Below are 24,769 nucleotides of genomic sequence, written 5' to 3'. Positions count from 1 at the left end.
AGATTATCCCGTCAGCGGGCAGATGCCCTTGAGCTCTTGAACAGAGCAACGATCACTCAAAAGGCTGCACCGGCGGCAAGCGACCAGAATCATGGCTACGTTCGACCGCTTCTGTGCACAGGGCTTCGAGCAGCACCTGCTCCAGAATGGCAAAAAAACACTTTATGTGGGCCTGCTTCAGTGCCTGAGGCCGGGTCACCAGATAGACGTCCAGATCTGGAAGCTCAATACCCTCGAACAACTCAATCAGATCCTTCGCCAGAATACGGGGCAGTACACCAACCCCCAGGCCTCGCCTCACCGACTCGAGTTGCACGGTAAACGAGTTCACGCTGATGTGGGCCCGGTCAAGACCGGCTGCTTTTGCTGCACGCATTTGCGCCAGCATGTCGAGCGGAGGAAGCAGCGCTACATTGACTGCGGTGGCCACCGTGACCCCTGGACATCGCTTGAGGTATTCGGGAGCCGCGAACACACCGTAGGCGAACCGGCCAATGGGTCGATAAATCAACGAAGGCTCACCGAGATGGATCGTGCGTATCGCAATGTCGGCCACGCCGCGGGCGATCTTGTGAAAGTCGGCGGTTACTTGCAACTCCACCGAGCAACGCGGGTGCAGGGAGGTAAAGCGACCCACCGCCTCCAGCACCCCGGAAGAGAACCCCTCCCCTGCACTGACCAGCACATTGCCGGACAGCTCTGCGCCTGATCCCGGGATGTCAGCAACAACTTGACGCCTCAACCCCGCTTCAGCCGCGATGGCAACGTCCACCAGGGATTGGCCCCGCGAGGTCAGCCGGCATCCTTCAACGCCCCGTTCGACAAGGGGCTCGCCCAGGGCAGCCTCCAACTGGGTCAGGCGCCGGGACACCGTAGACGCCGCAATCCCCAGCAACTGGCCCGCCCGCAGAAAGCTGCCATGCCGAGAAACCGCCAGCAGCAGTCGAAGATCGTCCCAATTTGCTTGCAACGCCATGCGTCATGTCCTCCCTGGTGTGCATCTGTGCAAAGCCATTATGCAGCAGTCGCTGTTTTTCAGAAGCGCTCTGGACGGTATATCTACAGCCCTTCGAAACCACTGGACTGGAATGTATGACTAGCGCGCCAAAGGACTCTGCACAACACGCCCCGCGCAACGTATTCGTGACCGGCGCAACCGGCTTGCTGGGCAACAACCTGGTGCGAGAGCTGCTCGCTCGCGGCTATACCGTCAAAGCACTGGTGCGCTCGATGGCCAAAGGTGAACAGCAGTTCAAAGGCCTGGCCAATGTGCAACTGGTCATCGGCGACATGGCCCGGGTCGACGCATTCGCCGCATCACTGCAAGGCTGCGATACGGTGTTTCACACGGCGGCTTTTTTTCGCGACAACTACAAGGGCGGCAGCCACTGGAAGGCGCTCGAAAAGATCAATGTCACCGGTACGCGGGATCTGCTTCAAGAGGCCTACCGTGCCGGAATCCGGCGATTCATCCACACCTCTTCCATTGCCGTGCTTAATGGCGCACCGGGCACCTCCATCGATGAGACATGCCTGCGGGCCGAGGCGGATGCCGATGACTATTACCGCAGCAAAATCCTCAGCGACCGGGTGGTGTTGTCGTTCCTGGAAACCCATCCACAGATGCATGCCTGCATGGTGTTGCCCGGCTGGATGTGGGGGCCTGCCGACATGGGCCCCACGTCCTCGGGGCAACTGGTCAATGATGTGGTCAACGGCAAGATGCCCGGGCTGATCCCCGGCAGTTTCTCCGTTGTCGATGCCCGTGATGTGGCAGCCGCCCTGATTGCTGCCGCCAGGTATGGACGACGAGGTGAGCGCTATCTGGCGGCGGGTCGGCACATGACGATGCGTCAGCTGGTACCGGCTCTGGGACGCATCGCGGGGGTCAAGACACCTGCGCGTCAAGTGCCGACGCCTGTTCTGTATGCCCTGGCGGCGGTGCAGGAGATCTATGGGCGCCTGACCGGCAAACCCGTTCAGTTGAGCATGGCCACCCTGCGCCTGTTGATACGAGAAGAACATCGCACCCATTTCAATCACCACAAGAGTGAACAAGAACTGGGCCTGAGTTTCCGGTCACCGGACCTGACAATCATGGACACCGTGGCGTGGTACCGTGACCACGGCTGGTTTGAAAGCCACGGGGCTTGATCTGTTTAGGGCTCATCAAACTGGGTATGCTGGGCGCCGGCTGATACTGCCTGCCGCTCGCACCCCAAGGGACTGGTGAAAGTATTTTTGAAAAACCCGAACCCTGTCGATTTTCTTGCAGTCGAGGTTTGGCAACGCGAGCACCTGACTGACTCGACTCCAGGAGGAACGATGATTTCCATTGAACACGCCAAGCAGATGGCCAAACGACTGCGTGCAGTGCTGAAAACCCGCGGGCAAGAGATCACCCACTCGACCGCGCTGGAGTTGATAGCCCAGCAACTGGGCTATCAGAACTGGAACACAGCGTCAGCGCTGCTGCACCCGCAAACTGCCTCGCCAGCGATAACGTTCGAAAGCCCCATCCCCCTGTTGCGCATGCTCGACGAAGCCAAGGCACGTGAGTTTTACCTTGGTTTCCTGGGCTTTCACGTCGAGTTCGAGCACCGCTTCGAGGCTGGCCTGCCTCTCTATCTGGGGATCATTCGCAACGGCTTGCGCATCCACCTTTCTGAACATCACGGTGATGCGAGCCCCGGGACCACGGTATTTGTGCCCATGCATAATATCGAGCTGCTTCGCGATGAATTACTGTCCAGGCAATACGGGTACGGCCGTCCCGAAATTGTCCAGCAGGGCTGGGGCAAGGTACTGGAAGTCCATGACCCGTTCGGTAACCGGATCAGGTTTTGCGAAGACTGATCGAACGAGCGCAAAGCGGTCGCCAAACCGGTACACGCGGTATCCCTGATCAACCGCGCAAGCTGACTTTACGACTGCTTCGCAGCCGATCGCAGCCTCGCACGACTCGTCAGCGACTACAGACTCGTCACCTATCCCGCGTGTAGTCGCTGACGAGGAACGAAGGCTGCGATCGAGCGCGAAGCGGTCGTAAAACCGACACACGCGGTATCCCTGATTAACCGCGCAAGCTGACTTTACGACTGCTTCGCTGCGCTCCTCAGCGGCTACAGATGACGTTGAAAAAAGCTCGCCAGGGTGTCGAAAGGAATGAGGTCGACGCGGTCATAAAGGTCAACATGACCCGCTCCAGGAATAATGACCAGCTCCTTGGGCTGACCCGCGAGCTTGTAAGCTTCTTCGCTGAACTCTCTCGAGTGCGCATCCGCTCCAGCAATAAACAGCATCGGACGAGGTGAAATCGTCTCGATGTCGTTGAACGGATAGAAGTTCATGAATTTGATATTGCTGGTAAGCGTCGGGTGCGTGGTCAGCTCTTTGGTCGAGCTGGCGGGTGTGTATTCGCCGCGGGGTGTGCGATAGAAATCATAGAACTCACGCTGGATCGGGTGAGTATTTTCATCCAGTTGGTGCACCGTGCCGCTGGTATAAAGGGTTTCACCGCCCGTGAACTCTACGTAACGCTGCTGAGCGGCTTGAGCGATAGTCTCTTTGCGCTGCTCAAGCGTCTGCCCATGCTTCAAGCCATTGCGATTGGCGGCGCCCATGTCATACATGCTGACCGTTGCGATGGCTTTCATGCGCGGGTCGATCTTGGCCGCGCTGATGACGAAGCTGGCGCTGCCACAGATGCCGAGTGCACCAATACGCTCCTTGTCGATAAAAGGGCGTGTGCCAAGAAAATCCACTGCCGCGCTGAAGTCCTCGGCATAAATATCCGGCGAGACTGCATTACGCGGTAGCCCTTTGCTTTCACCCCAGAATGAAAGATCCAGGGACAACGTCACGAAGCCTTTTTCGGCCATTTTCGTGGCATACAGGTTAGCGCTTTGCTCCTTGACCGCCCCCATCGGATGGCCAACAACAATCGCTGGGCTCCTGGTTGTATCGTCGCGGTTTTTGGGGATAAACAGATTGCCCGACACATTCATTTGATACTGATTTTTAAAACTGACCTTTTGCACGGTCACTTTATCGCTGGTATAGAAGTTATCCGCGCCGTTGGACATATCGGCTCCTGTCGCTGAGAGTGAACTGACCAGTAACGTGATTAAAACAATGAGCTTTTTCATTGGATCTCCCTCTATGCGCAGTCATCAGTGTTGAAAGAACGTGATTTGCACGGTTTACCGACTTGGCACCTGTGCCAGGTGCGACGCAGAAGATGTCGAGCGTGACGCCTGCAGGGTCACCGCTGCGCCCAGCAGCAGCACGGCTGCGCTGGCGACAAAAGTGGTCTGATAGCCGCGACTGTCGAACAGCAACCCGCCAACGGTAGAGCCCAGCGCAATGGCCAGTTGAATCACGGCTACCATCAGGCCGCCGCCAGCCTCGGCATTACCTGGCAAGGCTTGAGCAATCCAGCTCCACCAGCCCACCGGGGCCGCAGTCGCCAACAGCCCCCATAAACCCAACAGCACAGCAACCACAATGGTCGAGCGGCCAAAAGGGATCAGTGCCAGGGCGATCAACGCCATCAAGACTGGAATTGCTATCAATGTCCGCAGAAGGCTGCGCTTTAGAAACCGGCCGATGATCAGCGTGCCGATGAAGCCTGCGGCCCCGATCACCAGCAAGATCAGCGACAACGTGGATACATCGACCCGCGTGACCGTTTCAAGGAAAGGCCGCAGATAGGTGAACAGCGCAAACTGCCCCATGAAAAAGGCTCCGCATCCGGCCATACCCAGCGCCACGGTTCGACTCTTGAACAGTTTGAACACGTTCCCGGAGCCTGGAATGCGTGATTCCACCCTCATGGGCGGCAGGCTGATGTACATCCAGATGAAAGCAACCGCCGCGACGGGCACCACACAGAAAAAAGCGCCGCGCCAGCCAATCATCGAGCCCAGGTAGCTGCCCAGCGGTGCGGCAATGACGGTAGCCAGCGCGTTGCCGCCGTTGAAGATGGCCAGTGCTTTCGGCACCTGCGGGGCGGGTACCAGGCGCATGGCCGTCGCCGCAGACATCGACCAGAAGCCGCCGATGACCACACCGATGAGCGCACGGCCGACCATGTAGGTCAGATAGTCAGGGGCCAGCCCGACGATCACACCCGAGACAGCCATCAGCCCGGCCAGTGCCAACAGCAGAGTCTTGCGATCGAGGGTTCTGGCAACCCACGAGATCGACAGGCTGGTCAGTACGGCAAATGCCCCTGAAATCGCAATGCCCTGCCCGGCCATCCCCTGCGGAACCTGAAGGTCACTGGCGATCGGCGTCAGCAGGCTGACAGGCATGAACTCAGAAGCAATCAGGGCAAACACACACAGCGTCATTGCAAAGACACCGCCCCAGTAAGCCGGCGCCTCGCTGCTGGTTGAAACCGTGTTCATCAGTGCCTCACCGTCATTCGTATTCATGTCGGCAATGGTGACGAACGAACACTCACGGGACTAGCTAATTAATACTTAACAGGGCTATAAGTGCAGCTAATCAATTGCTGCAAAAGGCGCTTCGCCCCATGGTTAAAAGAAACCTCAACGATCTGCTGTCTTTCGTGACAGTGGCGCGCGAAGGCAGCTTCACCCGCGCCGCCGGGGTGCTGGGTGTTACCCAGTCTGCGTTGAGTCAGGCCATCAGCGGCCTGGAAGCACGCCTGCAAATCAGGTTGCTGACGCGCACCACCCGCAGCGTCTCGCCGACCGTCGCGGGCGAGCGGCTATTGCAAGCGATCGGTAATCGCTTCGATGAAATCGAGGCAGAACTGGATATTCTGACGCAAATGCGCGACAAGCCTGCGGGTACCGTGCGCATTACCTGCGGCGATCATGTGCTGCGCACAACGTTGCTGCCCAAACTCACTGCGCTGCTGCACGAATACCCGGACATCAACGTTGAGTTCGACGTCAATTACGGATTCAGGAACATCGTGGCGGATCGTTTTGATGCAGGCGTGCGCCTGGGTGACACCATCGACAAAGACATGATTGCAGTGCCGATAGGTCCGCCATTGCGGATGGCCGTGGTGGCCTTGCCAGCGTACTTTGCCGCCCGTGGAGTTCCCGAAAACCCGCGCGACTTGATGAGCCATAGCTGTATCAATCAACGCATGCAGACCTCAGGCGGGCTTTATGTGTGGGACTTTGAGCAGCTGGATAACCAGGTGAACGTTCGAGTGGACGGCCAACTGATTTTCAACACCTCGAGCCATATCGTGGATGCGACACTGGCCGGGCTGGGGATTGCTTACCTCCCTGAAGAAGAGTTTGAACCGCACCTTCGGGAAGGCAGGCTGATGCGGGTGCTGGAAGATTGGTGCCCACCGTTTCCCGGATACTATCTGTATTACCCCAGTCGTCGACAACCCTCACCCGCATTTACGCTGGTTGCCAATGCGTTGCGCAAAGTTGGGTAGCGGTGTGCAAAAAAGACGTTGTAACCAGTCAATGACCAGGCTGTTTGGGCGACCCTGATTTTTCAACAGAGTCGGTCGATAGCAGCCCTTTGCTAGAGGCCGTAAGCGACCATAAAAAGTCACTCCCATTTTCGTGGACTGCTTGATGGTATCGTTTCTGTCTGCCAAGAGCGGGTCTTCGAGGGCACTTGTTAAATCAGCGGCGACTCAACACTTTCAATCAATACTGCTTTGTTGCGCTGGCTATGCGCCGGTACTTACGCAACTCCCGATAAGCGCTGCGGATATCCAGAAAAAATATCTCTGCGCTGCGCCAGAGCAGCATCCACACCGTAACGGTAAATACTGCCACCGGAATGGTGCTTTCAATGCCTAGCGCATTGCCTATCAGCCCCACCACCAGTGCCATGCCCAGGAGTGTCAGCGCTTCCAGCCGCAGGATGAGAATATCCCCTCTGACTTGCTCGCTCTTTTCTGCAAAGGTATTGCTGATGGCTTGCTGCAGGCGTTCTCGCTCATTTTCGGGGCAGTTTATCTGCAGGCACAGCTTGGGGTAGTACCAGGCACTCTCCAACAGGTAGTCCACCAGCTCCGGGCTTAGTTTGGGGGCGTCCGGCGAGGAAAATGGATTGAGGTAATCGTGGGTGATCGTCAAATCGATTTTTTTGAGCATTACGAACTTTGGCCTGGTTGAATTGGGGTCGGAGGCTTCAGTGATCCAGATAAAACTAGTCCAAGATAGCTGTTCTGCTTTGTCGGCGGTCACTCGCGCTGTTGCAGGAGCGGATTTATTCGCAGTGCGCTGGCTGAACGTGCACCTCTACTGCCTCCATCAACGCTGATTGTTATCGCTCTCTGCGAGTGGGTATCAGGCTGCGGGCGACGCATTCGCGGAACATTAGTCGCGGGGATTGAGCACTGCCTCCAGGCGCTGAAGGAACACTCCTACTCTATGGGGCACGTGCTGACGAGTGGGCAATAGTGCGGTGATGAACAGTTGTTCCGGGTCAACATCCTCCAATTCAACCACGCAAAGGCTTCCAGCAGCCAGATCATCACGGATGTCCCAGTACGTGAGCATCGCAATCCCCAAGCCTTGCCTGCTCGCCGTGCGCACCGCCTCGACACTGTTGGCCGAAAAAACGCCCTCCGCCCGCATGGAAACCGCTTCACCGTCACGCATGAACGGCCAGAAAGGCATCCCATGCAACGCTATGCGGCGGTGGCTCAACAGTGCGTCCATCGTAGCGGGTATGCCGTGGCGCTCCAGGTACAACGGACTGGCGCACAGCACTCTAGGGTTCGGTGCGAGGGGACGCGCGATTAAAGTCGAGTCTCGCAGGGTCGAGATGCGCACCGCGACATCGATCCCGAGACCGACAATGTCCACAATGCTGTCTGATAGTGTCAGATCAACCCGCAGCGCCGGGTGTTCTGCCAGGAGAGCGGGAATCAGCGGCATGATCACTGCCTGCCCGAACACGGTGGGAGCAGTTACCTTCAAGACACCGCTGGCAGCTCCGGCATTGGATTTCAAACTGACCCTCGCCCCCTCACTGGCTTCCAACAGCGTCGTTGCAAAGGGGAGAAATTTTTCGCCTTCGGCCGTCAGTGAGACGGAGCGCGTTGTTCGATGAAACAGTCGAACGCCTAGTTCACCTTCAAGCGATGCCAGCCTGCGAGACACTGTCATGGGCGCCAGGCCGAGTCGTCGAGCGGCTGCCGAAAGACTGCCGCTTTCGGCAATGGCGCTGAACACTTCCACATCTGGAATTTGCATCATTACATCCATTTTTGATAAAGCGGCTTATCGTTTTTGCTGGCTTCTCAGCGTTTCAAGCCAGGTTTATCGTCCTCTACATCGCTATTTAAAAGCATCTTGGATGAATGAGGACTGACTGAATGAATGACTACGATCAGCGGATTTTAACTCAGTATGATATTGGCCGCCTCAGATTGAGGAATCGCCTTGCCGTAGCACCCATGACCCGTGTCAGTGCTACCGAGGCGGGCCTGGCGACCGCTGAGATGGCGCGTTACTACGAGCGATTCGCAAAAGGCCGCTTTGGTCTGGTCATTACCGAAGGGCTGTACACCGATCAGAAGTATGCTCAGGGTTACCCCTTCCAACCGGGGATCAGCGATGTTGAACAGGCTCAGGCCTGGCGTGGTGTGACCGATCGTGTTCATGCCCGGCATGGCGCGGTATTCGCACAACTCATGCACGCTGGAGCGCTGAATCAGGGCAACCGCTTTAAAACGGCCACCGCTGCACCCTCGCCCGTTCGACCGAAAGGAAAGCAGATGAAGTTCTATTACGGTGAGGGACAGTATCCGCTACCCCAAGCGATGAGTGATGAGGATATCGCCGATGCCATCGCGGGATTCGCACAAGCGGCGGTGCTGGCAACCCGTGCCGCGGGCTTCGACGGTGTTGAAATCCATGGGGCGAACGGCTATCTACTGGATCAATTCCTGACCGGCTACACCAATCAGAGAGACGACCGCTGGGGCGGTAACGTCGCTGGCCGGATTGCTCTGACACTGGAAGTCATCAAGGCAGTCAGAGCGGCCATCGGCACGCTTGCCCCCATCGGGGTACGTATTTCACAGAGCAAAGTGAATGACTACGAACATAAATGGCCTGAAGGCGAAGCAGCCGCCGAGGTCATTTTTGGCTCGCTCAAGGACGCTGGCATAGACTTCATCCATGTGACGGAATTTGAGGCCTGGAAACCGGCGTTCGCAGAGGGAAATGCAAGCTTGGTTGAGTTGGCTCGCCGGTATGCGCCACAGGTGACGATCATCGCCAATGGTGGCCTGGATGTTCCGCAACGCGCCGAGCAGGTGTTACGAGACGGCGCCGATATGATCGCGCTGGGCAAGGCCGCCCTGGCCAACCCCGATCTTCCCCACCGCCTGGCAACCCATACTGCCCTGGACGAATTCGACCCCTCGATCCTTGGGCCGATTGCGAATATCAAGGACAGTGAATTGACGTTGGCGTGACACCACCCCACTACCCCAAAGCCTGTAACAGCTTATCGACAACGAGGGTTTCGACGGATCCTTCACTGCTACCTTCGTCAAAAACAGCACAGCACGCCGATGCGTCGCCGTCGCAGATACGGTAAACGGCAATGACGCCACCAGGCCCGCAACCTGTGTGTCCGCAGAGGGTAAAGCCCCCTTCAATCGGACCCAGCATCAAACCCAGACCATACCCCGGTGTAATCCATGGGCGTCCTGGAATCGGGCTGCCCAAAGTTTTTGCTTCCTGCATTTCCTGGAGCAAGCCCGCAGGGAGGAGATGCCCCGCGAGAAGTCGGTCGAGGAATAGCGCTGCTTGCGAAATGGGGCCGATCAGCAAGCCGTGATAGACCCAGCCAGGGTCGTAATTTGATTGATTTCCAAGGCAGGAGTCTCGTAAATCTGCTCGCGTTTTAGCGAAATAAACATTGGAAAGTCCCGTAGGCATCAGTGCGTATCGAGCCACTGCCTCTTCAAGCGACAGATCGGTCACCTGCTCAATAAGTCTGCCTACAAGCAGGTAACCCACATTGGAGTAACGCCATCCGGTTCCGGGGCTATATCGAAGCCGGGCACCCTCAAGGCGCCGCATCATTTCGTCTACTGACCATGGAGCCTCATCGTTAGCGACAGCGGCGTGATAATCCGCAAGCTCACCATAGTCGGCGAGCCCTGCCTCATGTCGAAGCAGTTGGCGTAATGTGAACGGTTGATCACGAACCGGGGCGTCCAGTCCGAGCCGTCCATCACGCACCAAAGACAGAGCGGTAGCGGCCAGGAGGGTCTTGGTAAAGCTCCACCACGGCACCGCCAGTTCTGATCGGCAGGACGCAGGTTGCTGACCATTTGATACGAGTGAGCTCAGCATTGACTTCCCTGAATGGTTGAGCGGATTGACGCCTCAACAAGATATCCCATTCAACCTCACGCGGAGGGCGGAAAGTCAGGTTGAGATTTATGTCATGTTCTGAGGGACGGGATTAAGCGCCGCTGGCGCATCCGCAGTTAACAGCGCCTGAACGGATGCTGGCTAGAAATGGAATCAGCCGACGATAGGCCATGGGAGCGCAGGTCTAAATAATTACTGGATAACAGTAAGCCGCTAATAAAAGCGGCTTGACCAAGTGCCTTGGCAACCGAGTTCAGCCGGTGCGGTTGGATAGCGTAACGACTACTAACGACTGATTATTTTTTAACGTAATTATATACGCTTTTCGCAATATTCGAAAACCGTGAGCTTTTCTCCAGAAGCTCAATAAAAAATTTCTGATCAAATGGTTCTTCTGGATAAAGCGCCACACGTGGATCTTCAAACTCCCTGACGTAGCCCATACTTGCAGCCCCCATTTCGTAGCCAATTAACCGCTGAAGCTCATCGGGAAAGGTCTTAGCAACCTCTATTGGAATTGAAAGGTATTGATTCTCCTCTTGACGAACCCAGCCGACGCAATAATCAATATTCAACGCCCGGCGACTTCCCTTGGATTTGTTTTCTCCGCCCCCGTGAATAGTTTTGCCGGTATAAATCAATACAGAGCCTTTCTTCATCTCGGCAGCAAGCGAGTCAGCTTGTGTAAAGCTAAGTGGAAGCAAGCTATGCTTATGGCTACCAGGTATAACCCGAGTGGCGCCATTCTCTTCGGTGAAATCGTCCATTGCCCAAATTGTACTTACTTCAATATGGAAATTCACTGGGAAATGATCATACCAGTCCCACGCGCCCTCATCTCGGTGCAAAAACTGCGCTTTCTGTCCAGGATCTATGCAAATAACCTGTGTAAGATTGAGTTGGATGTTGGAAGAGTTTCTGCACAAAAACTTCCTAGTTGCGCCGAGTACGATGGGGTGCATGACCATCGCGTGAGATGCTGTCGATCTTCCTGGAACGGCACCACAGCGACGCGTGAGCTTGCCTAAAGCATTATTCTCCCCCTCTGGCGTGCGGTCTAAATACGGCTGGATTTGATCATTAACAGCATCTACGACATCATCGCTTACGGCATTATCGATGATGCAATACCCATCCGAATCTAAACAGCTTACAACCTCGTCAATGGAACAGTTTGCAGGGAGGTGGATAAGAGTCATAACTTCTCCGATATTCTAAGTTGGCGCACATTTGAATCATTACATGAGTTACATAAGTCTATGCGAATAGATGACGTGACGCATCAACCTAAAGTATGAGGGCGCAATATTGATACTCGCGGGGTGGCACGGGTTGTGCTTCGCCCTATGTAAGCTAGAAGCTTTAATTAATAAAAGAGCATTTAAGCTCCACAATAAAGCAAGCGCTAGCGTCGCGCCCTAAAACAGTGCAACATATTGAGAAATTAGAATGCAGAACGTAGAGCTAGGTACAAGGTGTCGTGATTTTGCTCAGAACACTGTCTCTTTCCTGAAAAACACGAGTGGTTGCACCGCCGTCGTCTTTACCTGGTATGAGACTCACAAAACCAAGCCCCCCCATGTACAAGCTGGTGCTGATGAACGCATGATCACCGAGTATTATGATCGCTATCACAACGCAGATCCTTTACGTGCTGAATTATTAATTCGGAGCTCCAGCAGTTTTGAAACTCTTTCCGATGCCAAAAAGGCCCACGACCAATATCTTCTTGAAGAATATCAACCATTTCTTCATAAATATAATATCCATGAGGAAATGGATTTGATTTTCGGGCCGGTGGAACCGTTGTTGCTTCCGCCGCATTACTTCAACAAGAAAATGGGCGGAAATTGAACTCCCCCTACATCAGAGAGACTTGCAATTATCTACAGTATACATTTTCCATTCTGCCAGCAGTTCGCCTCTTAAACTTAAATAGTGATCTGGAGTTACGATACAAGCTCACACCTAAAGAGAGAGCGGTAGCAGAGTTGATGCTTGCGGGCGAGCCGAATAAAACTATAGCTTCCCAGCTTGACATGGAGTTGCCGACGGCAAAGACACATATACTGCATATATTCCAAAAACTTCAAGTTACAAGTAGAGCTAAGGCAGTTGCACTGTTAAGCGGTGCGCAATGAAGCCTTGCAGCGCTAGCGGGACGACTCATCTTGCAAGCCATCTCATCCCAAAGGTTGATGTGGCGCGGAGTAAAAGCGCAGATAGTCATCTGATGGCATGATGGTTCGCTTATACAACTATTCCTCTAAAGCGGTTTAATCCACATGCCCACGCTGCCAGTTTTCGTGCACAATCGATGGTGATGATGATGACAACTTCAGATGGGACCATGCTATCCATAAATGCAGTGACAGAGCATGAGCAACACGCACCTGAAACTAAGCGGCTAAAAGGAAAGATGTCGAGTTGGGAGCTGCTTTGTTCGGTCTTGGCGTTTGCCGCACCGGTAACATCGGTAAGCAGTTTGATTCCATTTGTAATCCAAGGTGGCGGAGTCGGCGCTCCCGCCCTCATTCTTGCTGCTACAGCCTTAATGCTGATGTTTAGTATCGGTTTTGTAGCGATGTCTGAACATGTTTATAAGCCTGGAGCTTTTTATGCTTATGTGGCCCATGCATGGGGGGTTAATATTGGGCAGGGTACGGCGTTCGTTGCCATATTTGCTTACTTCACGCTAGGGTTTTGCACCATCGCACTAATTGGCCCCGTTTTTTCGAGTTTTCTCTCTGATATATTTGGCATTGCAGGTACGCCTTGGTATATAGGAAGCGCAATCGCCTTTGTAACGAGCGGTATATTATCCTACCTCCGGATTGACCTATCCGCAAAGGTGCTAACTATCGTCATGCTCGTGGAGATTGCAGTGGTGCTTGCGTTTAATCTGATTGTTCCTATCTCACAAGGAGCAACTAATATCTCTTTAGCACCGCTTTCCCCCACACACCTATTTGATGGGAGTTTTACTACAGCTTTTCTGTTTTCAATTATCATTTTTATTGGCTTCGAATCGACAGCTGTTTACCGAGATGAAGTGCATAACGCCAAAAAAACGATCCCCTTCGTTACCTATGCCGCAGTACTATTCATCGGCATTTTCTACGCTTTTAGCGCTTGGATGACGATTGCGGCCTACGGGACAGAAGAGGTCATGACTGCCGCGTCTAAAGATGCATCAAGTCTATTTCTGAACGCAATGTCCACCTACATGGGAAAAACCAGCGTCGACATCACGCGCGGTGTTCTAATACTTTCTGCGATAGCCTGTTTGCTTTCGCTGCACAATGCGCTAGCCCGATACATCTATACATTAAGTCAAAACGGTGCGATCCACCGAAAATTCAGCCAAGCCCACCCCAAGCACATGTCACCTTACATAGCTAGTTTAACATGCACTATTGGATGGGCAATTGCCACCACGATTTTCATCAAAGCCGACCCCTCTGTCCTGTACGCACAAGTTGGCGGAGTTGGTACATATGCAATGCTTCTTCTTATGAGTTTGACTAGCGGCGCAGTTCTTTACTTTTTTATCAAGCGCAAGGCTTTTAGTTTCAAAACCACCGTCTGCCCACTGCTTGCTCTTATCGGAATCGCTGGTTTTACACTTATAACAACCGTTAATTTTCATGTGCTAACCAGTGGCGAGCCAGGTTCAGGGATATGGCTCCAACTAATGATCCTGGGGATGTTTGCTTATGGCTATCTTTCGGCGCTATTTAACAACCGAAAGGGTCATGTTGCTCGTGATATAGCTGTTTAGGGAACTCTAAAATAGCCGGGCATTATCCGGCTATCGAGTCGTAATTAGTCTTTAAAGAACGAACCGCGTCGAAATTGGACCACTGTACGCAGGCGCTTGGGGTGATGCAGCGGGTGAGAAAAGCGCAAATTCGGATCCAGCTCTCCGCCCAATTATTATCAATGGGCACGGTCCCTGTCATCGAGGTAGCGCGACAACGCTCCCCAGCCAGATAACGACCGTGTCTATTCTTAGAAAGGTCGCGTGATTGGGGACTTCATTTCAAGGCATAACCGGCAGAACCAGCGATACGCCAATTTTCAATAGGCCTCTTCGCACAACCACCGCTTTGAGCGAATGCCTAGCAATAATTGGCTGGAATATGATTTCCAAGATTGAACTAGTAAAACTAGCAGATCCTGCCCAATCGATAACTCTCCCATCAAGGTGTGTGATCCCTCGCCGACCAATGAAGCTTTTTTTCGGAAGCTAGACAAGGGAGCTACTTTTTCATCAGAGTCGGCCGATTACTACCTATCGCGAAGGGCTGCTTTTGGCCGATTGCTGCCTGTGTGTACTGGTTGCAATCGGCCTAAAGCAGACCGCCGGCGCGGTTCGGTACTCGTTTTGGTGATCTCAGTATCATCAAAGAATTCGAGAAGTGCTTAGCGAGATTTCCAATGAGGCGCCCCGGCCTCGGCCCTAGCTCTGCCACATGAATGGGAGGTGTTTCTAAGAGGTCCCAGGGCTGCCACTACTCATGGTTACATGAATCTCTGGAATACCAGCGCCTGGGGACTGTTGGCTATGTGCCGTTATGTTGTAGAAATGAAGACTTTGCGAGATTAACGGTTCCAAATGGAACGGTTCTCCTAACAAGCACTACAAACTTCTTTGAGTCAGTATTATTCTGCCAGGTTATCGGTGAGTCTGCTGTGGAGACCTGTTTAAAAATCTGCGTTTGCCCCCAAGTGGTCCATTCGATGGTGTCATTCGGTGCGTAATACTCGATGCTCCAGGGCATCTCAAACTCCCGGCTAGCAGAAGACTTTGCAGTTGCACGCCCAGTTGCAATCCAAGACCCTTGGCTAAGGCTTATAAGGCTTCCACTAAAGTTGTATACACTCAAATACCATCCTGTATTTGTGGGTAGGGTCCAAAGGCCATCCATTACGCCCAAAAAGTCCTCAAGCGACGGCTCAATGCTTAAAGTCCTCAAGCGGTCGTCGATTGCGGCTTCGGTTGCTGAAGCTATGCCGTAGAAGTCGACGCAATCCTCAGACAGTTGGGTCTCAAGTTTTGTCGGCATGTCCGTGTTCTGAAATGACATATACAGTGCTCCTTAGCTTCTTAGCTTCTTAGCTTCTTAGCTTCTTAGCTTCTTAGCTTCTTAAGTAGAGTATTATTTCAAAAAAACCTACGCTTTTTTTATCACCTTAAAGATCCTTGCATTGACTAAGTGGATCAATAGGCAGAGCTCGATTTTATACAATTACTACTTAGTTTTATCAGGCAATGAAAGCATAGCTCGCGAAGACGGAGCCTTACCTGATTTTTTTTACAGGTTTTGTAGCTTTGTATCTTATTAAGTGCTTGGGTTCACAGTGAATCCCCCTGATTTCATAGACGCGTTCAATTGTCTGACTTTTGCCAATTAGCCAGTTCTGAATGACCGAAGCGGGTCACTTCCGCTTTGCGCTAACTCTCTAGCCAGCGCCCATAAAGTTTGGGGAATTGTTCGCGAACCCAATCAACAAAAACCTCGACCTGCGGCGCCAGATGCGAGCGGCTGGGGTACAGGATCGACACGGGCCTTGGATGCGGACGATAGGCTCGCAGCACCTCAACCAATGTTCCGTCGGTTAAAAAACGGTCCAGAGTAATACCAGGGGCCTGAAGTATGCCGAAGCCAGCGACGCCACACTCGACATAGGCGTTGGACTCGTTGACTGTGATGCCCTGGCGGCTGATGTGGGATTGCTCGCGAGCCCCATCCATAAATTGCTAAGCCAGCGGGCGCTGGTTTTGGCCAGAGAGAAAGGTCACACCGCGGTGTGCTCTTAGATCCTCTAAGGTTTTGGGCTCGCCGTGTTCTTTCAGGTATTGGGGCGCCGCGCAGATGATCATGGTAGCCATACCGATGCGACGGGCTACCAGGCTCGAACTTGGTAACCCGCCGATTCTCAGCGCACAGTCCACACCTTCTGCGACCAAATCGACGGTTCTATGACCTGCTACTGGATGTCGCCGGTGGGGAAGGCTTGAATCAGTCCATCCTGGCAACCAAGGCCGCCGGCAAGATCGCGCAAATCGGCTTTCTGACCGGTCAGACCACAACGCTGAGCCTGATGCCGTTGATTTTTCCGCCAGACAACTATCCGCGGCATCGCAGTGGCGCCTCGATCGTCGTTTGATCGCATGAACGAATTCCTGAACGAACACGCGATCCGCCCAGTGATCAATCAGACCTATTCATTCGAAGACGCCCACAAGGCTTTCGAGCACCTGGCCCGAGGCGCATTTGGCAAAGTGGTTATCAAAGTTTCCTAACCCTTTAAATCAGGCGACATGGAGGTGATCAGGTATGCCACCTCAGCACTTCACTCGGGTGGACCGACCGCGGCGCTCGCCTATCTCATCTCGGACGGCAAGGATCTGATGCCGTTCGACGCGATATCGTCATACCCAAGAATGTAGATAGTTGCCCTCTACGAAGGATTGCCTCGGGTCGATTTCAGCCTGTCATCCAAGGTAGTAATCGACTGTGTATTCAATCTGTCGAGCTTCTGCTGCGCGTCATGTGTATGAGGGCCGATCGGCCGTTTCCCAAAGAAGGTCGCTCCTCAATGGAGTAAGGGACAAACCCAAGCTTGGGGTAGAGCAGCAGCCCTGCCGTGTTTTCGTTAAAACAGGAAATCTGCACCTCGTTGGCTCCATAACGCTCGAATGCCAAGACGGTCATCGTCTCTACGATAAACGTAGCCACTCCTTCGCCCCGAGCGCTCGGCGAGACGATGACATTGCCGATACAGCAAACGCCATTGCGTTCAGCTCGATAGAAATTGGCAAACCCAACGACAGTCCCATTGATCTCCACAACGGTAGAGTCGAAGCGTTGGGAGATTGCGATATTCAACTGCGTTTCCGTTAACGGGAAGTGCGCCTTCGGAAACATGAAAAACAACTCTTGAGCGTTCTGAGGAAAGCCGCAGATCTTTCTTACGTCGCTAGCCTTCACTGGCCTGTGGTTCAGTTTCATTGCTCGTCTCTAAGCTCCATGAGTCAGTAATTTAGCGACTAGCTCAGGGGATGGAAAGCAATGTTTTGTCCGCAAATGGCCGATGGCTGTCGTTCAAGCAAGGGAGTATTCGGCCAATAGCGGTCACCGAACACCTACGAAAACCGAGGCTACTCATTTCAGGCCCCCACTAAATGAGTAGCGTATCCGCTTTTTAGCGTGCCTCAGTTACGCCCGCTCTTGCATGAACCCACTCGGTTATCGTTTCAAGGGCACCAGGGGCGTAGGCATGACGGCCTTCCATCAGGAATCTCAGCGTGGTTAGCCAGGGCCATTCGCTGGTTAGTTGCGTGTTGTAGGGAACCGCCCTCAGGAGTCCATGACTTGCATCCGGTATGACTTCAATCCGGTTTGCGGGATGGTTGCCCCCTACAGTCTTTCGGTAAATATCTGCATTGACTTCAGGATTTACATTCAGATCGTCCGCCCCCCACAACGCAAGCACTGGAATCTCGAGTTCTTTCAAATCATGGGTTGCATCTTCATGAAGACTTCGGCGCACAAAAGCCCACCGCTCCGGGCTCATACCGCCCGGAAGGGCTGCTGGCGGCACTTGTGAAGAGGCAAACAAACGTTCGTCATCTGCGGCCATCTCCGCCATCACTCGTTCAATGTCAGGCTCAGGCATCCCTGAGCGCTGCAACCGCGTCCTGGTGTAATAGTCTCCTTGCCGTTGCCAGGATACGGCGCCTCCAACCAGTACAAGAAAGTCCGCACTATTCGTCGTAAGGCGGGGTAGTACCCAACCGGCTTGCGAAAACCCAAGAGCACCAACAGGGATCCCTTGTAACTTGTTGCGCAGGGTAGAAATCGCGCTGCGCACGTTAACAGAGCGGTCAGCCATCGACTGATTGAGCCAGTTCCCCTGCGAATCCCCAATGCCCGGTTTATCCCACGATACAACCGCAATGCCTGCATCAAGAAGAGCGTTGATGAGTGGATCGTAACCCTGCTGCGATGTGCGATCTTGCGGGCCATCCCCGTGAACCAGAACGACTGCCGCAGTTGCAGTTTGGTCAGGAAGCCAGAGCGTTCCCGCCAGGAGCAGTCCATTGGCTTCGAATCTAAAAGGCTCACTTACTCTGCGATCCAGCCCATAAGTGTCAAGACGCGAGAGAACTACAAAAGCGATTGCCAGGATGAGGCAAACGACGGAAATCAACCATCCGCGATTACGCTTCGTCCAGATTACTTTATGCATCGTCACTACCTTTTCGTTTCATGAGCTCAGGCCAGCTGGCCCAAATCGTCAGCGCCAGACGAAGCAGAGCTTATGGTTCGTGACTGCAATGTTTTACGCAAGGACGGGAGCGCTCTTACCGGTCAGGCTAACCCCAATTTATTCGGCCTCGAAACTGCTCGGCGCTCCGTCCTTGCCAGGCCCCAGCCATGTGCGGCGCCCGTCATTACGAATGATCCCACCAACCCAAGTGTTTATTGAGGCATTTGAGCGTTAGTTAAACATCCCCTCAAGCTAGAGGCGACGATGCACCCTGCTCTCACAGCATAGTATCCACATGACTCGACAAGGGCCGACTTCAAGCACGATGGTTGCACTTCCAAGTTGATGAGTCCGCATTACTTACCTTAGAAAGGTCCATTTAATTGGGGCTGAGAACTATGTCGTCCCCCAAAGGATAAGTCAGAGGGCTTAGCCCTTGGCTATGCAATATGAGTTGACGAACGTTGCAGTGTGCTGCAAAGACTGACGTATATCTGGCTTGGCTATTCCATACCTGTTGGCAAATTGCTCGACCGCCGCCGTATCAAAACGAGTGGTCTGAATGAAATCCAAGGCTTCGGGCTTTGTATTCAACATCCGCGCGACGGGAGGAATTCTCAGTAGTAACTTCAGCAATCGGAGTGAAATATGATGTTTGGGAGACTTTATGCCCAAAGGCTGTGCCAACTGTGCCAAGAGTTCTCGCAAATTGGGCGTTTGGTCATCAAGCGCCAGTAGTTCCTGACCAACCATGGCAGGATCAAAAGCACAAACCGCCACCAGTTCAACCAGGTAATCCACGGTGACCAGTGGCAGCCAATGCTTGGCCGTACCAGGCACTGCAGTCAGCTTTCCCTGCACAAGGTTGCGTATCAGCTCCACTAGCGGCTGACCGTCAACGATATGCCCCGTGCGGCTGTGCCCACAGACCGTCGAGGGGTGGACAACGGTAATCTCCCCACCCAGGGCGGACATGATTTCCAAGGTCGCAAAATGCGCTTCCAGCTTGCTCGCCTCGTAACCACCGACATGCAGGTAGACGGCAGGCCAATTCGTCCGCTCCGGATAACGAGGATCAATTCCGATTCGTTGCAGATGTTCATGGTTTTTCAGCATGTAGCCGCCGATCATCACTAACCGGCTCTTTTGCTCAGCCGCCAGCAGCGCAACGCGCTTTGCCCCTTCTACGTTCACCGCACGAGATTGCTCGACTGAAAGCCCCCAAGCGAAGTGTGCGCCCAGGTGGAATACGACGCTGGCGTGCCTTAGCACTTCTCGATCAGCAAGGCTCAGCCCTAGTTCGTCTCGTTCCAGATCGCCAGCTACGGCAAATACCCGGGTCGCACACCCGCCCAATTTGTCGATTTTCTCCCGCAGTTCAACTAGTCGCTCCGGGCGGCGCATCAACACCCTAATGGTGTGACCTTTTGCACTCAGGTACGCCACTAAATGTTGACCGATGAAACCGGTACCCCCCGTGACAAAGCACTCCACGCTCATTTCCCTGTTCCTTGTTCAAGTTGAGGAACCAAGCGTAAACTATCGACCAAACTCTATGGTCAAGCGGTGTTTTCATGAAAATCGGCGAACTCGAGGCCCGCAGCGGTGCCAGCCGCCATACACTACGTTACTACGAGCAAATCGGCCTGATCTCACCGCAGCGGCGAACTAACAACTATCGCGATTACACAGCGCAAACTCTGCAGGATCTGGACTTTATCAAGCGCGCGCAAAGCATGGGGTTTTCCCTGGGGGAAATAGGCGAGATTCTGGATGCGCAGCGGAATAAGCTGATCGATTGTGCTGACGGCGCCAAGCTAATTGAAAAAAAGATGGCAGAAGTCAAACAGAAAATCGCCAACCTTCAAAGTATTTATCGGTATCTGGATGAAGAGCGTGCAAACCTCGAAGCCAGTGCTGCCAAACAACTTGAGCTTCAGCAGTTGAACAACTCTTCCAACTGAACGGTCAGCATCTAGAGCTTCGGAAGCTGCAGCCTGCTTTAAGTTTCAAGCCCCCTTAAGCATTTTCTAAAGCCTTCTGGCCAGGTCATGGAAAGCAAACATCCGCCCAACAGACCTTGCATGGTTAAACCGGCGCCCATCTATGCGGCACCAACTCGATCATCTGTATCCGTCCGGCGGTGGGCAATAGCAGCCCGTCACGGAGGCCAGCTCTCGTCCAATTGCCGCCCATCGTGCCAGACAGCTCTTGCTCCTTTCCAGCCCGAAGTCGGTCACTTAGCTGAGCCAATTGTTCAAAACCCATTATTCAGTTCACCGCCTCAAGGTTGATCCAGCTAATGCCAGAGCAATGGGGGCCGCAGCATGAGTGCGAAGAGTTTTAATTACTCGACCTTCTTGTCAGGCAGTGGGATCGCATGAATTTCGTCAAACATAGCGGTAGCCTCTGAAGCAGCATAAACAATGTATTTCATATCACTCTCTTTGCTATTGACTTCATAAATATCACAAAGAAGACTTCTATTGTCCTTGGGTAACGCTACAGGCGACCAAGATGAAGGGCTCTTGAAGTTATACTCAGGGCCTTTGTACGTCAAAGACCTTATGCCGACTACGACTCGCTTATATTGTTGTCTATCAGATCTTTTGGAGGTTTCATAGTCACCTATAAATGCCCCTAAAGAACCAGAGACAACATCTATGCACGCCCTGTCTAGCTCGGTCTCATAATCAGCAATCGCATAGGTTCCAACGCTGCCATGATTGGAATAGAATTTTTGGCGCGGTGACAATTTCTCTTCTGGATACTGGGGGGTATATTTATCACCCTCGAAATAGTATTCGATGTACCCTCGCGAAATATCTACCCTGTTATATGTGCTTCTCTTTTTTATCACGTCTTCGAACGTATACCAGCGCTGCTCAATTAGTTTATGCTCGACTTCTAACACACTCGCCAAAACCTTTAAAGAAAGCACGGAGCTTAACAAGACAGATGCAATCAAAATACTTTTCACGAGCTCACCCAAGGCATGATTTTTAAATTTTTATTTATTTTAATCAGTGCGCGATAGATTTGTAAATTTATCTAATAGAAAAATCAACCTCGTCGCGCCATGCTTCAGTCGCTGGCTTTCGCTAACCCACATTCAGTTGTCAATAACCGGCAGCAGCTCCATTGCCCCTCGGGTCAAATGCACCTTCAAATGATCCATTAACGAGCCGAACCGCTGCTCCCGCGTGGCCCATGGTCTCGGAAAAAGGATTCAATACCTCTACTTCGTGCCCTCGACGCTTGAGCTCATTCAAAACTTCATCGTTAAAACGCGACTCCATTTTCAATGTGTCGGAACTTTCACCCCAGGTACGCCCTAGCAACCAGCGCGGTGCCGTCACGGCTTGCTGTAACGGCTGACCAAATACGGCGTAGCGACTGAACACAGCAGCTTGCGTCTGCGGTTGTCCATCACCGCCCATGGTGCCGTAAACCATGGTGCTTCCATCCTTCAGGCGTGCTGCAGCAGGATTGAGGGTATGGAAAGGCTTCTTTCCGGGTTTCAGGGTCAAAAGGTGCTGCGGATCCAGGCTGAATGAAGCCCCCCTGTTCTGCCAGTTCAGCCCAGATTCTGGCAGCACGATGCCGCTGCCGAATTCGTGATAAATACTCTGGATGAACGATACGGCTAGCCCGTCGTTATCGATCACACCCATCCAGACGGTGTCGCCGGGGCCTTTGCCTTCGCCCCAAGGCGCGGCTTTCTGAGGGTTGATTTGTGCCGCAAGTGCTTGCAGGTAGGCTGGATCGAGACAGCTTTGCGGGTCGATCGTCATATGCTCAGGATCGGTAATATGGGCGTCGCGTACAGCAAAGGCCAATTTGGTCGCTTCGACCAAGGTATGGACATGATCAGCCCCGTCCGCAGAGTAATGACCAAGACCGGCATGGTCGGCAATGCCCAGGATCAGTTGCGATACCAGTCCCTGGCTGGGCGGTATCAGGTTGTAGACGGTGCCAGCACTGTGCTCCAACTCCAGAGGGCGTACGCGCCTGGCTCGGTAGTTGGCCAAATCCTCACGGGTGACCGGTGCGCCCAGCGCGCTCAAGTCTTTGGCTATAGAGTCGGCCAATGTACCCCGGTAGAAGCTGTCCAGACCTGTTTCGGCGAGTGTGAGCAAGGTGGCTGCCAGGCGCGGCTGCCTGAACAGGCTACCTGCCTCAGGTGCAGCACCGTTGTGCAAAAAGGTTTCGGCAAATCCCGGGATGCCTTGCAGTTCGGCTTGTTTGCTGGAAGTAGCCAGATGCTGCGACGGGGTGGTGGGGATCCCGGCGTACGCGTAGTGGATGGCATCCTCCAGCAGGCGTGGCAACGGGATTTTTCCACCCAGCTCAGACGCTACGACCAGCGCTTCCTGCCAACCGCCAACGGTGCCCGCGACGGTGACTGCGGCGTCGGCACCACGTGTCGGGATCTTGCTCATGCCGTCGTATCGAGAGAGCGTCGCCAGGCTACCCGCCGGGCCGCTGGCGTCGATTGCGAGTGGCGCGCCTTGAGCTGGCACAATCAACCAGAAACCGTCGCCCCCCAGGCTATTCATATGAGGGTAAACCACGGCGATCGTGGCAGCCGCTGCGACCATGGCCTCGATGGCGTTGCCGCCTTCGCGCAAAACGGCCAGGGCTGATTGTGCCGCCAGACTATGAGGGGCTACGGCAATTCCGCGAGCAGCAAGGGTAGTGTTCAACATACGATTTATCCTTTATTCAAGACTTCATAGCGTGCTTGGCGATCCAATTGGCGCGCATGCGTTTAAGGACGAAAAAGGCGAGCCCGGCGGTAATGATGTCGAAGCTGATGGCAACAGCAAAAACCGGGTACCAGCTGTCGGTACTTTGGTGCAGAAGCGCAGCAACCGGGCCACCAAAAATCGAACCGATTCCTTGCGCCATGTACAGGAAGCCATAGTTGGTGGTGGCGTGACGTGTACCGAAGGTGTCAGTCAGGGTCGAAGGAAACAGCGAGAAAATTTCGCCCCAGCCCAGGAACACAACGCCAGAGAGCAGGACAAACAGCACTGGGTTATCGCTGGTCAGCAGCCAAAGGGTCATGGCGATACCTTCGAAGAAGAACGCGAAGGCCATGGTGTTCTCGCGGCCGTAGCGGTCGGAGATCCAGCCAAACAGCGGCCGTGTCAGGCCATTGCATATCCGGTCGATGGTCAGGGCTAGTGGCAAGGCAGCCATACCCATCACCATCACGGACGTCATTCCAAAGTCCTCGGCGAAACTGGCCATTTGCGAAGTGACCATCAGGCCTGACGTCGACATCATGGTAAACATGGCAAACATCAGCCAGAACACAGGTGTCTTGAGCACTTCGCGCGGTGGCACATCGACTACGATTTGTTTCGTTTTCGGCAGTGGATCATCACTCTGCGATGTCGGGGGTTGGCGCAGAAAGCGCGATGCCACCAGCCCCACAAGCCCTAACGCCAGACCGAAGGTCAGCATTGTGGTTTCCATGCCTGCACTTTTCAGACTGTTGCTGATAGGAAAGGTGGTGATCATGGCGCCCATGCCATACCCGGCAGCCACAGCCCCGGCGGCAAGGCCGCGGCGATCAGGGAACCAGCGCACCATCAGGCCGATGATGCCGACATAAACGATTCCGGTACCCAGGCCCCCGACCACTCCGTAGCTCAGGTAAAGCATGCTCAGCGACGAGGCCTGGCTGGCCAGAATCCAACTGAGGCCCGACAGCGCACAACCGAGACCCACGAGTGTACGAATACCAAAACGATCGACCAGATAACCCTGTACTGGCGAAAAGAAGGTCTGCAGGATAATCAATAATGAAAAGGTTATTTGAACCTGCGCCAGCGAAACACCCAGTTTTTCAGTGAGGGGGGCGGTGAAAAGTGTCCAGACATATTGCGGGCTGGAAATAGCCATCATACAAATAACACCAATGACCAACTGATAGCCACGGGCACTGAATAACTCAACCCTGGTGCTTTCTGCTAAGTATTGTTCTCTATTCATTGGACCGCACTCGCAACTAAGTTAATATCACAATGATTGAGAGCAAACCGCATGCCAAAAGCTTTAAGTGCCGAGATATAAAAGCCATTCGCCTGACGATTAATAATTAGCAGACACAATTAATTATTCCGCTA

General features: G+C 53.6%; 23 protein-coding genes and 2 pseudogenes. 9 read left to right on the top strand and 16 right to left on the bottom strand.

Annotation, left to right across the window (positions count from 1 at the left end; translation table 11 throughout):
• Positions 1–52 precede the first annotated feature (52 nt).
• Positions 53–976: a LysR family transcriptional regulator gene (locus KO536_RS09960; protein WP_219261802.1), complete on the bottom strand. Its 924-nt coding sequence runs from the start codon at positions 974–976 to the stop codon at positions 53–55.
• A gap of 116 nt (positions 977–1,092) precedes the next feature.
• Between KO536_RS09960 and KO536_RS09955 the strand changes: the two genes are divergently transcribed.
• Entirely contained in the window at positions 1,093–2,154 is a 1,062-nt protein-coding gene (locus KO536_RS09955; protein WP_219261801.1) for an SDR family oxidoreductase, read from the top strand.
• Positions 2,155–2,159: 5 nt separating this feature from the next.
• On the opposite strand, the gene KO536_RS24525 is transcribed toward KO536_RS09955, so the two are convergent.
• Positions 2,160–2,336 carry a hypothetical protein gene (locus KO536_RS24525; protein WP_219261800.1) on the bottom strand — a complete coding sequence of 59 codons (177 nt, stop codon included), beginning with the start codon at positions 2,334–2,336 and terminating at the stop codon, positions 2,160–2,162.
• On the opposite strand from KO536_RS24525, the gene KO536_RS09945 reads away from it, so the two are divergent.
• Positions 2,326–2,856 (top strand): glyoxalase superfamily protein, encoded by a 531-nt coding sequence (locus KO536_RS09945; protein WP_219261799.1) that lies wholly within the window; start codon positions 2,326–2,328, stop codon positions 2,854–2,856. The two genes, KO536_RS24525 and KO536_RS09945, sit on opposite strands and share 11 nt — an antisense overlap.
• A 266-nt stretch (positions 2,857–3,122) precedes the next feature.
• On the opposite strand, the gene KO536_RS09940 is transcribed toward KO536_RS09945, so the two are convergent.
• Entirely contained in the window at positions 3,123–4,148 is a 1,026-nt protein-coding gene (locus KO536_RS09940) for an alpha/beta hydrolase (protein WP_219261798.1), read from the bottom strand.
• A gap of 54 nt (positions 4,149–4,202) precedes the next feature.
• Positions 4,203–5,411, bottom strand: coding sequence for an MFS transporter (locus KO536_RS09935; RefSeq protein ID WP_219261941.1), 1,209 nt, complete (start codon positions 5,409–5,411; stop codon positions 4,203–4,205).
• 128 nt (positions 5,412–5,539) lie between these two features.
• Here KO536_RS09935 and KO536_RS09930 point away from each other — a divergent pair, with 128 nt between their 5' ends.
• Positions 5,540–6,433 (top strand): LysR family transcriptional regulator, encoded by an 894-nt coding sequence (locus KO536_RS09930; protein ID WP_219261797.1) that lies wholly within the window; start codon positions 5,540–5,542, stop codon positions 6,431–6,433.
• Between the two features lie 220 nt (positions 6,434–6,653).
• Here KO536_RS09930 and KO536_RS09925 read toward each other — a convergent pair whose 3' ends face one another.
• Together KO536_RS09925 and KO536_RS09920 are read right to left on the bottom strand one after the other, a co-directional pair.
• Positions 6,654–7,106: a hypothetical protein gene (locus tag KO536_RS09925; protein ID WP_219261940.1), complete on the bottom strand. Its 453-nt coding sequence runs from the start codon at positions 7,104–7,106 to the stop codon at positions 6,654–6,656.
• Positions 7,107–7,331: 225 nt separating this feature from the next.
• Positions 7,332–8,213 carry a LysR family transcriptional regulator gene (locus KO536_RS09920; protein WP_219261796.1) on the bottom strand — a complete coding sequence of 294 codons (882 nt, stop codon included), beginning with the start codon at positions 8,211–8,213 and terminating at the stop codon, positions 7,332–7,334.
• 122 nt (positions 8,214–8,335) lie between these two features.
• On the opposite strand from KO536_RS09920, the gene KO536_RS09915 reads away from it, so the two are divergent.
• Positions 8,336–9,442 (top strand): tRNA-dihydrouridine synthase, encoded by a 1,107-nt coding sequence (locus tag KO536_RS09915; RefSeq protein ID WP_219261795.1) that lies wholly within the window; start codon positions 8,336–8,338, stop codon positions 9,440–9,442.
• A 10-nt stretch (positions 9,443–9,452) separates the two neighbouring features.
• On the opposite strand, the gene KO536_RS09910 is transcribed toward KO536_RS09915, so the two are convergent.
• Entirely contained in the window at positions 9,453–10,331 is an 879-nt protein-coding gene (locus tag KO536_RS09910) for a serine hydrolase (RefSeq protein WP_219261794.1), read from the bottom strand.
• Between the two features lie 317 nt (positions 10,332–10,648).
• Entirely contained in the window at positions 10,649–11,551 is a 903-nt protein-coding gene (locus tag KO536_RS09905) for a phytanoyl-CoA dioxygenase family protein (protein WP_219261793.1), read from the bottom strand.
• A 250-nt stretch (positions 11,552–11,801) separates the two neighbouring features.
• Between KO536_RS09905 and KO536_RS09900 the strand changes: the two genes are divergently transcribed.
• The 3 genes from KO536_RS09900 to KO536_RS09890 all read left to right on the top strand — a co-directional run bounded on the left by KO536_RS09900 (position 11,802) and on the right by KO536_RS09890 (position 14,133).
• The gene (locus KO536_RS09900; protein ID WP_219261792.1) at positions 11,802–12,206 is read left to right on the top strand and encodes a hypothetical protein; all 405 of its coding nucleotides are present in this window, start codon (positions 11,802–11,804) and stop codon (positions 12,204–12,206) included.
• Positions 12,203–12,493 (top strand): helix-turn-helix transcriptional regulator, encoded by a 291-nt coding sequence (locus KO536_RS24520; RefSeq protein WP_219261791.1) that lies wholly within the window; start codon positions 12,203–12,205, stop codon positions 12,491–12,493. Before KO536_RS09900 ends, KO536_RS24520 begins: the two co-directional genes overlap by 4 nt.
• 188 nt (positions 12,494–12,681) lie before the next feature.
• Positions 12,682–14,133 (top strand): APC family permease, encoded by a 1,452-nt coding sequence (locus tag KO536_RS09890; protein ID WP_219261790.1) that lies wholly within the window; start codon positions 12,682–12,684, stop codon positions 14,131–14,133.
• A gap of 784 nt (positions 14,134–14,917) precedes the next feature.
• Here the strand turns inward: KO536_RS09890 and KO536_RS09885 are convergent.
• Positions 14,918–15,442 carry a hypothetical protein gene (locus KO536_RS09885; RefSeq protein WP_219261789.1) on the bottom strand — a complete coding sequence of 175 codons (525 nt, stop codon included), beginning with the start codon at positions 15,440–15,442 and terminating at the stop codon, positions 14,918–14,920.
• A 368-nt stretch (positions 15,443–15,810) separates the two neighbouring features.
• Positions 15,811–16,338, bottom strand: a pseudogene (locus KO536_RS09880) (LysR substrate-binding domain-containing protein); the annotation flags it as partial.
• Positions 16,339–16,340: 2 nt separating this feature from the next.
• Between KO536_RS09880 and KO536_RS24265 the strand changes: the two are divergent.
• Positions 16,341–16,662, top strand: a pseudogene (locus tag KO536_RS24265) (zinc-binding dehydrogenase); the annotation flags it as partial.
• Positions 16,663–16,882: 220 nt separating this feature from the next.
• Here the strand turns inward: KO536_RS24265 and KO536_RS09865 are convergent.
• From KO536_RS09865 to KO536_RS09855, 3 genes are all read right to left on the bottom strand, one after another.
• Positions 16,883–17,371, bottom strand: a complete 489-nt coding sequence (locus tag KO536_RS09865; RefSeq protein ID WP_219261787.1) for a GNAT family N-acetyltransferase — start codon at positions 17,369–17,371, stop codon at positions 16,883–16,885.
• A gap of 193 nt (positions 17,372–17,564) precedes the next feature.
• Entirely contained in the window at positions 17,565–18,611 is a 1,047-nt protein-coding gene (locus tag KO536_RS09860) for a S9 family peptidase (protein ID WP_219261786.1), read from the bottom strand.
• Between the two features lie 450 nt (positions 18,612–19,061).
• Complete coding sequence (locus KO536_RS09855; protein WP_219261785.1) at positions 19,062–20,132, bottom strand: SDR family oxidoreductase; 1,071 nt, start codon at positions 20,130–20,132, stop codon at positions 19,062–19,064.
• Positions 20,133–20,206: 74 nt separating this feature from the next.
• Here KO536_RS09855 and KO536_RS09850 point away from each other — a divergent pair, with 74 nt between their 5' ends.
• Entirely contained in the window at positions 20,207–20,596 is a 390-nt protein-coding gene (locus KO536_RS09850) for a MerR family transcriptional regulator (protein ID WP_219261784.1), read from the top strand.
• A 383-nt stretch (positions 20,597–20,979) separates the two neighbouring features.
• Here KO536_RS09850 and KO536_RS09845 read toward each other — a convergent pair whose 3' ends face one another.
• The 3 genes from KO536_RS09845 to oxlT all read right to left on the bottom strand — a co-directional run bounded on the left by KO536_RS09845 (position 20,980) and on the right by oxlT (position 24,635).
• Complete coding sequence (locus KO536_RS09845; RefSeq protein ID WP_219261783.1) at positions 20,980–21,612, bottom strand: hypothetical protein; 633 nt, start codon at positions 21,610–21,612, stop codon at positions 20,980–20,982.
• Positions 21,613–21,751: 139 nt separating this feature from the next.
• Positions 21,752–23,341, bottom strand: a complete 1,590-nt coding sequence (locus tag KO536_RS09840) for a gamma-glutamyltransferase family protein (protein ID WP_219261782.1) — start codon at positions 23,339–23,341, stop codon at positions 21,752–21,754.
• Positions 23,342–23,357: 16 nt separating this feature from the next.
• Positions 23,358–24,635 (bottom strand): oxalate/formate MFS antiporter, encoded by a 1,278-nt coding sequence (gene oxlT, locus KO536_RS09835; RefSeq protein ID WP_219261781.1) that lies wholly within the window; start codon positions 24,633–24,635, stop codon positions 23,358–23,360.
• Positions 24,636–24,769 lie beyond the last annotated feature (134 nt).

The sequence above is a fragment of the Pseudomonas sp. NKUCC02_KPG genome (assembly GCF_019345465.1).
Classification (GTDB): Bacteria; Pseudomonadota; Gammaproteobacteria; order Pseudomonadales; family Pseudomonadaceae; genus Aquipseudomonas.
This window is presented reverse-complemented; position numbering and strand designations above follow the sequence as displayed.